This window comes from Vibrio sabulosilitoris, from assembly GCF_055391395.1.
The window spans coordinates 2,118,524-2,131,824 of the sequence record NZ_AP029599.1; the positions used below are offsets into that span (position 1 = coordinate 2,118,524).

General features: G+C 47.3%; 7 protein-coding genes. All 7 read left to right on the forward strand.

Translation table 11 applies throughout. From position 1 onward, the window contains the following. Positions 1-16: 16 nt before the first annotated feature. The 7 genes from prc (at position 17) to ACZ5R2_RS10005 (ending at position 12,905) form a co-directional block, all read left to right on the forward strand. Positions 17-2,011 (forward strand): carboxy terminal-processing peptidase, encoded by a 1,995-nt coding sequence (gene prc / locus ACZ5R2_RS09975; protein WP_464902104.1) that lies wholly within the window; start codon positions 17-19, stop codon positions 2,009-2,011. Positions 2,012-2,169: 158 nt separating this feature from the next. Beyond that, positions 2,170-2,841 (forward strand): hypothetical protein, encoded by a 672-nt coding sequence (locus ACZ5R2_RS09980; RefSeq protein ID WP_464902105.1) that lies wholly within the window; start codon positions 2,170-2,172, stop codon positions 2,839-2,841. Between the two features lie 235 nt (positions 2,842-3,076). Beyond that, positions 3,077-5,689 (forward strand): aminopeptidase N, encoded by a 2,613-nt coding sequence (gene pepN / locus ACZ5R2_RS09985; RefSeq protein ID WP_464902106.1) that lies wholly within the window; start codon positions 3,077-3,079, stop codon positions 5,687-5,689. A 76-nt stretch (positions 5,690-5,765) separates the two neighbouring features. Continuing rightward, positions 5,766-5,987: a DUF2835 domain-containing protein gene (locus ACZ5R2_RS09990; RefSeq protein ID WP_464902107.1), complete on the forward strand. Its 222-nt coding sequence runs from the start codon at positions 5,766-5,768 to the stop codon at positions 5,985-5,987. Between the two features lie 234 nt (positions 5,988-6,221). Next, positions 6,222-11,060, forward strand: coding sequence for an NAD-glutamate dehydrogenase (locus ACZ5R2_RS09995; RefSeq protein WP_464902108.1), 4,839 nt, complete (start codon positions 6,222-6,224; stop codon positions 11,058-11,060). 43 nt (positions 11,061-11,103) lie between these two features. Continuing rightward, the gene (gene pyrD / locus ACZ5R2_RS10000; protein WP_464902109.1) at positions 11,104-12,114 is read left to right on the forward strand and encodes a quinone-dependent dihydroorotate dehydrogenase; all 1,011 of its coding nucleotides are present in this window, start codon (positions 11,104-11,106) and stop codon (positions 12,112-12,114) included. A 242-nt stretch (positions 12,115-12,356) separates the two neighbouring features. Then, the gene (locus tag ACZ5R2_RS10005; RefSeq protein WP_464902110.1) at positions 12,357-12,905 is read left to right on the forward strand and encodes a cell division protein ZapC; all 549 of its coding nucleotides are present in this window, start codon (positions 12,357-12,359) and stop codon (positions 12,903-12,905) included. Positions 12,906-13,301: the final 396 nt, after the last annotated feature.

Genomic DNA, 13,301 nt, shown 5'->3' on the forward strand with positions numbered 1-13,301 from the left:
GGAGATCCTCCTAAGCATGAAATGCCGTTCTAAAGTGACAATTATTGCTGCTAGCCTTTGGCTAGCGGCAACACCCGCGTTGGCTCTCGATGCCGACATTTCAAAGGACGACCTACCGTCTCTCAACCCGGAGGCGCAACATGCGACAGCCAGTAAGCGGATCACCAAGCGCTTCACTCGCTCGCACTATAAGCACTTCACCCTCGATGATGAGTTTTCTCAAGCGATATTCGATCGCTACTTAGGGATGCTCGACTACAATCGCAACATCTTTACCCAAAAAGACATTGACGGTTTCTATCAATCAGCGCGTGACCTTGACCAACAACTTAAGTCCGGTAGCAGCCAAGTAGCTTTTGACGTTTACAATCTTTCGATGGAAAAACGTTATGAGCGATTGAATTATGCGCTAACCCTGTTGGATGAAGAGATTAAGTTTGACATCGATGAGACCATTTTAGTCGATCGCTCAAAGGCGGATTGGCCAAAAGACGACGCTGAACTTGATGAGTTGTGGCGCAAGCGGGTTAAATATGATGCGCTTAATCTCAAGCTCACCGGTAAAGAGTGGCCTGAGATCAGTGAGATGTTGGGTAAGCGTTATAACAACGCCATCAAACGTCTATCGCAAACCAAGAGTGAAGATGTTTTCCAGCTCTACATGAATGCGTTTGCGCGCGAAGTTGATCCTCACACCAGCTATCTTTCACCACGCAGTGCCGAACAGTTCCAATCTGAGATGAATCTGTCTCTGGAAGGGATAGGTGCGGTATTGCAAATGACCGATGACTACACAGTGATCCGTTCACTGGTAGCTGGTGGTCCAGCTTCAAGTAGTAAGCAGTTGTCTGAGGGGGATCGCATTATTGGTGTTGGCCAAGATGGCAAAGATATCGTTGATGTTATTGGTTGGCGTCTTGACGATGTGGTGCAGTTAATTAAAGGCCCTAAGGGGACCAAAGTTAACCTGCAGATCTTGCCAGAAGGTAAAGATGCCAAAAGTCACGTTGTCACTATTGTTCGCGACAAGATCCGTCTTGAAGACCGCGCGGTCAAATCAGAGGTGATCGAGAAAGCGGGTAAGAAGATTGGTGTCCTTAATGTACCAAGTTTTTACGTTGGGTTGGCGCAAGATACCGACAAGCTGATCACCGAACTGAGACAGCAGGGCGTTGACGGTATTGTGGTCGACCTGCGCAATAATGGCGGCGGCGCTCTTACTGAAGCGACTGCGTTAACGGGCCTGTTTATTGAAAGTGGTCCTGTGGTGCAAGTCCGTGATGGTTATAACCGAGTCAATGTGAATGCTGACACGGACGGAGACATTTCTTACACCGGTCCTTTGACGGTTTTAATTAATCGTTACAGTGCCTCGGCATCAGAAATTTTTGCAGCCGCACTGCAAGATTATGGCCGCGCTATCATTGTGGGTGAGAACTCGTTTGGTAAAGGCACGGTTCAGCAGCACCGCTCGCTCAATCATATTTATGATATTTTTGATAAAGAGCTTGGTTACGTCCAATACACTATTCAGAAGTTCTATCGCATCAACGGTGGCAGTACACAAAATAAAGGTGTAGTGCCGGATATTGCTTATCCAACCGCTATCGATGCCGATGAAACGGGTGAGAGTGTTGAGGATAACGCCCTGCCTTGGGATCAAATCCAGCCGGCGAAATACTCCGTGCTGAAAGATAAGTCTCCTCAAATTGCTAAATTGACCAACAAGCATATCAAACGAGTATCAACCGATATGGAGTTTGGTTTTATTCTTGAGGATATTGAGCGTTACAAATCGGAAAAAGATGATAATGCACTGTCTTTGAATGAAGCGACGCGCAAAGCCGAGTCAGAGAGAACCGAGCAGCGTCGTCTGGATCGAATTAATCAGCGTCAATCCAGTCAAGGATTGGAGCCATTTAAGTCATTAGACGATGTGCCAAGTGATTATGAAGCGCCAGATCCATACTTGGATGAAACAGTCGCAATTATGGTTGACATGATGGGTTAGCCATTCACAGCGTGATTGTTCTGACAAGATACAAGCGAGTTCATTTGTGAGCTCGCTTTTCTTTTTGTTTTCTCAAATATAACAACTGTGAACTAGATCGAATATTTCGCATAATTTCATATCTACTTCTATGCTCAAAGAGTAAAGGGGAGATGCTTATGAAGTGGATAACTATAATTCTTGCTGTATTTAGCTTGAGTGTGAATGCGAACGACGACGATCAATCAATCGACTTAACCCAATTTGACCAACCATTTTTACTCGGTGACTGGTATCTACTCAACCCAGATCCGAGCAACTCAGCCGAGAATTTTATTGCCATCAAGCTGTCTCTGGACTCTGGCTACAACTTTTCAATCGATATCCAAAAGAAAGACTACTCAGTTGATCATTGGGAAGGCTTTTATCACGCGAGTGAAGACACCATAGTGCTTGGCAGCAACAGTGATGATCCACAAATCTACGAATACAACCTCAACCATAATGCGCTGCAACTCAATGGCGTGGTGTTTCGCAAGGCCTTGTCCAACTCGTTGGCAGGGAATTGGACCAGTGAACACCTAACCGGCGACGATATGGCCGCAAGTGATATTAATCAGATGGAGTTGACACTGCGTCCTGATTTTGTGTTTGATTTCCGCGTGACTAACGACGAGGGGGACGAGAAGAGTCATCAGGGCGTTTATATCACCGAGGGTGACCAGTTAATCCTGCTTTACAAAGATGGCGAACAGTCGACGCGCTATATATTAGGCAGCGACGAGTTAACCCTCAAAGGTGAAGATGGCAGTACGTTTGCGGTGTTGTCGCGTGATAGCCACCGGCAATAAATAGGTGATAGGCAAGAATAACTGAGTGTAATGGCTTTGCTACAAACACCTTTTATTAAGGTCTTGGTCAAAAGCCGTTCAGTCTGAAACAGCACCGATAAAAACGCCTCGCATTTTTGAATAAGACAGAGTAACGTTATGCTTTTGGCATGTATGCCGAGCATAACGTTTTTTTATGTGAGTCATCCTGTTATGGCTCACCACTGCCTTAATGATTGTCGAGAGGAACGAGACAATGACTCAATCAGCAACCGCACAACCCGTTGCAAAATATCGCAAAGATTATCAATCACCCAGTCATGCCACATCTGACATCGAGTTGTATTTTGATCTGCATGACAATCACACTCTGGTTACCGCTACATCAAAAGTTAAGCAGCTAAAACAATCGACCACTCTCGAGCTCGATGGTGAACAGCTTGAACTAAAAAGTATCAAGGTCGATGGTCAAGTCTGGGCAGACTACCAGCTGGTAGAGGGTGGTTTGCATATTCATCAGTTACCCGAGCAGTTTGAGTTGACCGTGGTCACCGAGATAGATCCCGAGGGTAACACTGCGCTAGAGGGTCTGTATAAATCGGGCGGGGCATTCTGTACTCAGTGTGAGGCCGAGGGCTTTCGCCGCATCACCTATTATCAAGACCGCCCAGATGTGTTGGCGCGCTTTACCACTACAGTTGAGGCCGACAAGTCTCAATACCCGCATTTATTAAGTAATGGTAATCGTATTGAGGCAGGGCTGGCGAGTGATGGCCGTCATTGGGTCAAATGGCAAGACCCGCACCCAAAACCTGCTTATTTGTTCGCTTTGGTCGCTGGTGATTTTGATGTCCTTACCGACCAATACACCACGCGTTCTGGTCGAGAAGTGGCGCTGGAGATCTTTGTTGATAAGGGCAATCTTAATCGAGCAGAGCATGCGATGACATCGTTGATCAATTCGATGAAGTGGGATGAAGATCGTTTTGATCTTGAATATGATCTCGATATCTACATGATCGTTGCAGTTGATTTCTTCAACATGGGTGCGATGGAAAACAAAGGCCTAAACGTGTTTAATTCCAAATACGTCTTGGCCAATGATCAAACAGCGACCGATAGCGATTACTTGGGGATCGAAGCGGTGATCGGGCATGAGTATTTTCATAACTGGACCGGCAACCGAGTGACCTGCCAAGACTGGTTCCAATTGAGCCTTAAAGAGGGCCTCACCGTATTTCGCGATCAAGAGTTCTCCTCAGATCTTGGCTCGCGTGCGGTCAATCGGATCAATAATGTTCGCATTATTCGTGGGCCGCAGTTTGCTGAAGACTCAAGCCCAATGTCACACCCAATTCGTCCAGAAAAAGTAATAGAAATGAATAACTTCTATACTCTGACTGTGTATGAAAAAGGCAGTGAAGTGATCCGTATGATGCACACATTGCTTGGTGAAGACGGCTTCCAAAAAGGCATGAAGCTGTACTTTGAGCGTCACGATGGTACCGCGGCGACGTGTGAGAACTTTGTCGCAGCGATGGAGGATGCCAGTGGTGTTGACCTGAGTCAGTTCCGTTTGTGGTATAGCCAATCTGGCACACCTGAGCTGACGGTGCGCGGTGATTATGACTCTTCGCTACAAACTTTCACTCTGACAGTTGAGCAATCGACGGAGCCCACTCAAGATCAGGCGGAAAAATCGCCGCTGCATATCCCACTGGATATTGAACTGTATAAATATACAGGTGAGGTGATTTCACCCATTTCTAACGGTCAAGCCATATCCAATGTGCTTAACATTACTGAGGCCAAGCAGACGTTTGTGTTTGAACAAGTCACCGAGCAGCCAGTGATCTCACTGCTTCGCGAGTTCTCAGCCCCAGTGAAACTCAACTTTGATTACAGCGATGATGAGCTGACCTTCTTGATGCGCCACGCAACCAATGCGTTTGCGCGCTGGGATGCAGGGCAGATGCTGCTGGCGAAGTACATCAAGCAGTACGTTGCCAAGGGCGCGAGCCATGTTGAGTTGCCAGAGGCGGTGGTCGATGCGTTTCGCGGCGCCTTGCTCGATGCGAGCCTTGAGCCTGCCTTTATTGCCGAGATGCTGACACTGCCTTCCGCCAATGAGGTTGCGGGTTGGTATAAACAGGTGGATGTTGATGCGATCTCTGCGGTGCTCAAGGCGATTAAAGTTGCGTTGTCACGTGCGCTTATCGATGAGCTCTCTGCGACTTACTACAGCCTGACCCAATCCGATTACTCGATAGACCATGCCCAAATGGGCCAGCGCGCGCTGCGTAATGTGTGTTTATCATTCCTTGCCTATAATGAGGGCGGCAATCAACTGGTTGAGAAGCAGTATCGTGACTCAAACAACATGACCGATACCATGGCGGCAATGACTGCGGCGAATATGGCTCAGTTGGCATGTCGTGAGGGTTTGATGCAGGACTACAGCGACAAATGGCAGCACGATGGCCTAGTGATGGATAAATGGTTCGCGTTGCAAGGCACCAATCCAGCGAGTAATGCGCTCGAGGTGATCCGCCAGACAATGTCGCACCCTGCGTTTAGCCTGAAAAACCCAAATCGAATTCGCAGCTTGATTGGGGCGTTTCTAAATAATAACCCAGTGCAGTTCCATGCTAAATCGGGTGAGGGTTACGCGTTTGCTGGAGAGATCTTGCGTCAGCTTAACGAGAGTAATCCGCAAGTCGCGTCTCGTTTGCTTGATCCGCTGCTGAAGTACCGTCGTTATGATGATGGACGTCAACAATTGCTCAAGAAAGAGCTGGAGACCCTCAAGTCAATGGACAACCTGGCCAAAGACTTATTTGAAAAGGTGACTAAGGCGCTAGAGTCTTAATATCCCTGATGCCCTTTGCCAAAGCCACTATAGCTTGGTAAAGGGCCACTATCTTTAATGTTATTTCCTTTCGTTCATGAACCAGTATTGCTTTAGTCTTAACATCAGCTACCAACAATTTATGCGTCATTACTCAGGGGCTGCCAGTACCGTATTGGTGACCACAACCACAGGTATGCGTATTCAGCTCCCGGCAGCGAGATTGAGACCCTTTCTTTCTCAACTGGGTTTAAGAGGGCGCTTTCGCCTGACCACTGATCAGCAAAATAAATTTAAGCAGCTAGAATCGCTCGGGTAGAGCGATTCCTATCACGCCGCCTGTGCGCCACTTTCCCTTCGCGCTATTAATCCCTACAAGCGTAATTCTGTGTCCCTACTGAATACACGCATCAAATTTTCACCCCCTACTTAAAATATTGTTATTAAATCGTTACCTAGAGCAGAGATAAATTTCACTATTACTCCCATTATTAAGTGGGAGATACCCTATGCTTATAGCGATCTAATAAAAATAATATTGTGGAGTGATCTTATGTCTGAGCGAGAAACCATTGTCCCCGTACTGCTAGAAAAGGTGATCAAACTTATCCAAGATAAGGTGCAGGCGAATGATTGTCCGCTTGTCACTCAGTTGGCTGAGCATCTTTTTAGTAATGTCTCACACGACGACTTGATTAACCGCAACGAGTCGGACCTCTACGGCGCTCTGCTTAGTCTTTGGCACCATCTAGGCGAGACCAAATCGAAACAAATTTCGGTCAGGGTGTTTAATCCCACCGTCAGTCGACGTGGTTGGCAGTCGACTCATACCATTGTTGAGGTGGTGGTGGATGATGGCCCATTTCTGGTCGACTCGATTAAGATGGCTTTATCGCGGCTTGGCCTGACAGCACACTTGATGCTGCACGGTCCAGCACGCGTTGAGCGCAGTGGGAAAAGACTTGAGAGCTTTAACACTGAGCAGGGCGATTTGGTTTCTCTGTTCCATATTGAGGTGGATAGACTCAATACTGCCAAAGAGATGAAAGCACTCGAATCTGAATTGAATAAGGTGCTGAAAGATACTGGCATGGTGGTGCGGGACTGGCAAGCCATGGCTGAAAAGCTCGAGCAGGTGACACAAGAGCTTGAGCAGCAAAAATCGAATCAGTTTATCGATACTGACCACTATAAAGAAGCGATTCAGTTTCTCCGTTGGTTAGCCGACCATAATTTCACCTTTATGGGCTATAAAGAATACAAGTTGGTCACTGATAATGATGATATTGAGCTGCAACCAGTAAAGGGCACCGGTCTTGGCTTATTTTCAATACCAGCGCGCGCGCGCTCTGTGAAATTATCTGACTTTCCCGACTCCGCTCGTTTAGAGGCGCAAAAGCCGTATTTATTGATCCTGACCAAGGGTAATGTTAAATCGCGGATCCATCGCCCGGCGTATTCTGACTATATTGGGATCAAAAAGATCAATAGCAAGGGCAAAGTGATCGGGGAACATCGCTTTACTGGCTTATATACCTCGGCGGTGTATAACCAAAGCGTGCAATCGATCCCGCTGGTGAATCATAAAGTCCAACGAATACTAAATAATAGTGGTTATATGCACGGCTCGTATGCGTATAAGGCGCTGAATAATATTTTAGAGAACTTTCCGCGTGATGAGCTACTTCAGGCTAAAGAGAAGGAGCTGCTTGAGGTAGGGACTGGCGTGGTGCAGATGCAAGACCGCGATATGTTGCGACTGTTCGTGCGTAAAGATCCGTTCGGTCGCTTCTTTAGCTGTATGGTATACGTCAATAAGGAGCGCTATAACACCGAGCTGCGCCGCCAAACCCAACGGATCTTCCAACAGTACTTTGGCTCCAAACAGGAAGTCGATTTCACCACTTTTTTTTCCGAAAGCCCTTTGGCTCGTACTCACTATATTGTCCGAGTTGAGAACAATAATATCGATATAGACGTGAAAATGATCGAACAAAATCTTATGGAGGCTTCATCAACTTGGGACGATCGCTTGTCCTCGACGATTATCGCCAATTTTGGTGAGAGTAAGGGTGTTCCTCTATCCAAGCAGTATTTCTATGCTTTTCCTCGCTCATATAAAGAGGATGTGCTGCCGGCCGCAGCGGTGAGTGATATTGAGCGGCTTGAAAAGATTAATGAGGACAATAAGCTTGGCATGCTGTTCTATCGTCCACAAGAGCTGGCGGCAGATTCCAATGCGGTGAGACTCAAGCTTTATCATGGTGATGAGCCTATCCATCTATCAGATGTGATGCCAATGCTGGAAAATTTAGGGTTGCGAGTGATTGGTGAGTCGCCGTATGAGATCAACAAGACCAATGGTCAGACATTTTGGATCCTCGATTTCTCGATGCTGCATAACGGCGGTGGCCGTGTGGATCTGCGTGATGCAAGGGATCGTTTCCAGCAAGCGTTTGCCGCCATCTGGTCAGGGGATCTTGAGAATGATGGCTTCAATCGACTGGTATTAGGCGCAGGCTTAACCGGAAGAGAGACCTCCATCCTGCGAGCCTATGCGCGCTATATGCGTCAGGTTGGTTTTCCGTTTAGTCAAAGCTATATCGAAGATACCCTGAATAATCATCCGCAACTGGCGACTGCGCTGGTGGAGCTGTTTGCTCATCGATTTAATCCTCACATGAAGGAAAGTGAGCGGGCTCAGCATGAGGTATTGGCTGAGCTGACTGAACTGCTCGAAAGCGTAGAGAGTTTGGATGACGATCGAATTGTACGGCGCTACATGGACATGATTGTCGCGACGTTGCGCACCAACTACTACCAGGTGGATGACCATGGTGCCCTCAAGCCTTGGTTATCTCTCAAGATGCAACCCAGCTTGATTCCTGAGATCCCACAACCGGTGCCTGCCTACGAGATCTTTGTCTATGCCCCGGATATCGAAGGGGTACATCTGAGAGGCGGCAAAGTTGCGCGTGGCGGACTGCGTTGGTCCGATCGCCAAGAGGATTTTCGCACCGAGATCCTTGGATTAGTGAAAGCACAACAGGTCAAGAACACCGTGATTGTGCCCGTTGGTGCCAAGGGCGGGTTTGTGTGCAAGAAGCAGCCTAGTCTCACCAGCCGCGATGAGATATTTGCTGAAGGACAGCATTGTTATAAACGCTTTATTCGCGCGCTACTTGATGTATCCGATAATATTGTCGATGGAGTGGTGGTACCGCCAGCGAATGTGGTGAGCCATGACGAGGATGATGCTTATTTGGTGGTAGCAGCAGACAAGGGCACTGCCACGTTTTCTGATCTGGCCAACTCGGTGTCTGCCGAGTATCAATTTTGGCTCGGTGATGCCTTTGCCTCTGGTGGGTCAAACGGCTACGACCATAAGGCAATGGGCATTACTGCAAAAGGGGGCTGGGAGTCGGTCAAGCGTCATTTCCGAGAGCTTGGGGTTGATTGTCAGTCAACCGATTTTACCGCAGCAGGGATTGGTGATATGGGCGGTGATGTGTTTGGTAATGGTATGTTGTTGTCAAAACACACGCGTTTGTTGGCAGCTTTTAATCACCTGCATATCTTTATTGATCCCAATCCCGATTCAGCTTCGAGCTGGCAAGAGCGTAAGCGTCTGTTTGATCTACCACGCTCAAGCTGGGAGGACTATGATCCTAAGTTGATCTCCAAAGGTGGTGGTGTCTTCTCGCGGCGAGCAAAATCAGTTGAACTCAGCGCTGAAATGCGCACATTGCTCAATACGGATCATAAAACCTTGGCGCCCAACGATCTGATTAAGCTGATATTGCAGATGCAAGTGGATCTTTTGTGGAATGGTGGCATTGGTACTTATGTCAAATCAGCGCAAGAGACGCATTCTGAGGTTGGCGATCGCGCTAATGACGCACTGCGCGTTGATGGCAGCCAGCTGCGTGCCAAAATTGTCGGTGAGGGTGGTAACCTTGGTCTGACTCAGCGAGGGCGAATTGAGTTTGCCCTTAATGGTGGCCATGTGAACACCGACTTTGTCGATAATGTCGGCGGGGTTGATTGTTCTGATAATGAAGTGAATATTAAGATTTTCCTTAATAACCTAGTGACAGCGGGTGATCTAACGGTTAAACAGCGCAACTCAATCCTCGAATCGATGGAGGGAGAGGTCGGTGAGATTGTGCTAGATGATGCCTACCATCAATCCGAGGCGATCTCGGTTGCAGAGCACCAAGGCGTAAGCACAGTCAAAGAGTTGGTGCGTTTTATCCATACGATAGAAAAATCTGGTCACTTGGATCGCGCTCTGGAGTATATCCCTGATGATGAGAGTCTATTTGAGCGTGAAAAACTCGGTCAGTCATTGACTCGTCCAGAACTGTCGGTGCTGGTGGCCTACGCAAAAATGATGCTCAAAGAGCAGCTTGTTCACCCTGCGATTTCGCAAGACCCGTTCCATGGTCGGCAGCTTGTCAATTACTTTCCCACAGAGTTACGCCGTAACTACCTGAGTGCAATGGATTTTCATCCTTTGAAAGCGGAGATTATTGCCACTTCTCTGGCTAATCAGATGGTAAACGAGATGGGGTGTAATTTTGTCACTCGACTGCAAGATGAAACGGGTGCGGACGTGATTGACGTGACCAATGCTTATGTGGCCGCTCGGGAGATATTTGAACTCGGTCGTATCTACGATCATATCCGAGAGCACGACAATCGCGTGCCAACTCAGGTGCAATACGAGATGATAGTGATCGTCAGACGCAGTATACGTCGTGTCGCGCGCTGGCTACTGCGCACTCATCATGGCAACTTGCAAGTGGTTAGCGCGGTTGAACGCTATAAACAAGATGCGCAGACGGCGATATCAATCCTGGATAGTTGTCTGGTACAGAGTGAGGTTGAGGAACACAATAACCTCGCCAAAGTTTGGATTAAGCAGGGCATTGATGACGCATTGGCTAATTTTGTCTCGCGTTTGTCGAGTTTGTACTCGGTACTGGATATATCAACAGTATCTAAAGAAACCGGCACTAGCGTCAAAGATTGCGCCACGCTCTACTTTAATCTTGGTAACCGTCTCTCGCTGCACTGGTTTTTACAGCAGATTAATAACCAGACGGTTGATAACAACTGGCAAGCCCTGGCACGTGCGGCATTTCGCGAAGACCTCGATTGGCAGCAACGCCAACTCACTCGTCAGGTGCTCGGCTGTGGTTGCAATAGTGACAAGGATAGCGTGATAGACAAATTAGAGCAGTGGATAGCGACTAATCAGCAGCCTCTGGTGCGCTGGAATAGCATTTTGAATGAGTTTAAGGTCGGCTCGGTGCATGAGTTTGCGAAATTTTCCGTCGCTTTGCGTGAATTGATGCTTTTAAATTTGAATTGTTCGTCAAATGAGTAAATAATAGCGCCCCGTTTACTACGGGGCTTTTATCGGAGGCACAATGCTTTACCGTCTTGCCAGAACTGGCATTTTTCAACTCGATCCTGAGAAGGCGCACGATCTTGCGATTGACAATTTCAAGCGTTTTACAGGCACACCTATTGACCTTTTTTACCGTCAAAAACTTCCTAATCGCCCAGTAGAGTGTATGGGGATTACCTTCCCAAACCCTGTCGGTCTTGCCGCTGGCCTAGATAAAAATGGTGAGTGTATCGAAGCCTTTGATGCAATGGGCTTTGGTTTTGTCGAAGTGGGCACAGTGACGCCTAGGCCTCAACCAGGTAACGACAAGCCACGTCTATTTCGTCTTATCGAGGCCGAAGGCATTATCAATCGCATGGGTTTCAATAACAAGGGCGTTGATTTCTTGGTTGAAAATGTCAAGAAAGCCAAGTTTAACTGTGTTCTTGGCATTAATATTGGCAAAAACAAGGATACGCCGATTGAAAAAGGGACCGAAGATTACCTGATCTGTATGGAAAAGGTCTACGAGCACGCTGGTTATATCGCGGCGAATATCTCCTCACCAAACACACCAGGGCTGCGCACGCTTCAATATGGTGAAGCGCTTGATGAACTGCTTGGGGCATTGAAAGACAAGCAGGCTGAATTGGCCGAGAAGCATGGCAAATATGTCCCTTTAGCTCTGAAGATTGCCCCAGATTTGAGCGATGAAGAAATTGAACAGATTTGTCAGTCGCTGATTAAATACAAAATTGATGCTGTTATCGCCACCAACACGACACTTGATCGCTCTTTGGTCGAAGGTATGAAGCATGCGACAGAAATGGGGGGCTTAAGTGGTCGCCCTGTTCAGTCACGTAGCACGGAAGTTGTGCGTAAGCTTAAACAGCAACTGGATGGTCACTTGCCAATTATCGGCGTTGGCGGGATCGATTCTGTGATTGCAGCCAAGGAGAAGATGTCAGCGGGCGCTGAGTTGGTTCAAGTCTACTCTGGCTTTATTTATCACGGACCTGGCCTGGTGCGTGACATTGTCAAAAATATTTAGGATCTTGTGACGCCGTCACCTTATAAATAGTTGATCTTTAATCAATCCAACAAGAGGAAATGAGATTTCATTTCCTCTTTTTTTATTCCAATCCACTCATAAACTACAAGTCAGTACACATGAAAACCTGCATCACCAGATTACCTTGAGTGCATGTGACCTTGAACACATTTGACCTTGAGTAAATGCGACTTAGAGCACATGTGACTTTGAAAACTTGGAGCGATGAGAGAGTGGGACACATGCTTAAACCGAGAGACAATTGGACGTGGTATTTTGATGATATGGAAAATCACCTGATGCTCGATGTAGGTGACAACATAGTGTTCAAAACCAACTTATCACGCAAACTGCTGGTGGAGTACGCAATTGGAACCAATAACTTTTGTGTCGATGATGCCAGTGCCTATCAAACGTTCAAAGAATCCTTAACTCATCTTGACTTATCCGAGCCACGTCAAGCTGAGCTAGCGCTGTACTGTGTCGCGGCAAGGCGATTTCATAAGCCAGTTCAACCCAAGAGCTGGTTCTTCCATGCAGGACAGGGCTCTAATTGTCGTCTGCACGAGGGGAACCTAGTCAAGTTGAGTAACGAGTTTGGCGAGGGGGTATTCATTATCCTTGAGGTCGCTGACGCGGTGTGTCTCATCGCACCTGTCGAGCTAGATGGCTTCACTCTGAGTGATAGTAAGCAACTGGCCTTTGGCGAGCCGATTAAGGTCATGCACGACCGGATTGGCCCTACAATGCATGAGATCATGGATACACCCAGCGTGGCAATGGCGGTTTAAAATCGCTAGTGATACTCCTTTCAATTAGACGTTTTCTTTCCTGTTATATTTCCCGCCGGCCTTGAGCCGGCTTTTTTTTTGCTCCCTGCCAGGGAAGAGTCGAGAGGCGTTCGGGTAGAGGCGCTCGGCTAGAATTGGTCGTGGGAATATCTCGATAATGTTCTTTTTTGCAGGTTCGCGCTCATTCCGAGGTGAACATTTTTGCTTAAAAAGCAGCCTATTTGCTGCCTAGCTTTCTATAAGTGGCGATTATTCATCCTCGTTGTAGGGGAAATTTTCTACACCAAGGTCACGTTTTTTATTCTTCTTACCCTTTGATCCTACCTAATTCCATTTGCTCTCAAGCCTATTTATTCCCGTTTTTAGTGCTATTTGTAGTTAAATTACCATCACTAA

Coding starts and splice junctions, on each gene's coding strand:
- ACZ5R2_RS09990 (WP_464902107.1), top strand. CDS start 5,766: ATGAACCAGTATTGCTTTAGTCTTAACATCAGCTACCAACAATTTATG.
- prc (WP_464902104.1), top strand. CDS start 17: ATGAAATGCCGTTCTAAAGTGACAATTATTGCTGCTAGCCTTTGGCTA.
- pyrD (WP_464902109.1), top strand. CDS start 11,104: ATGCTTTACCGTCTTGCCAGAACTGGCATTTTTCAACTCGATCCTGAG.
- pepN (WP_464902106.1), top strand. CDS start 3,077: ATGACTCAATCAGCAACCGCACAACCCGTTGCAAAATATCGCAAAGAT.
- ACZ5R2_RS09980 (WP_464902105.1), top strand. CDS start 2,170: ATGAAGTGGATAACTATAATTCTTGCTGTATTTAGCTTGAGTGTGAAT.
- ACZ5R2_RS09995 (WP_464902108.1), top strand. CDS start 6,222: ATGTCTGAGCGAGAAACCATTGTCCCCGTACTGCTAGAAAAGGTGATC.
- ACZ5R2_RS10005 (WP_464902110.1), top strand. CDS start 12,357: ATGCTTAAACCGAGAGACAATTGGACGTGGTATTTTGATGATATGGAA.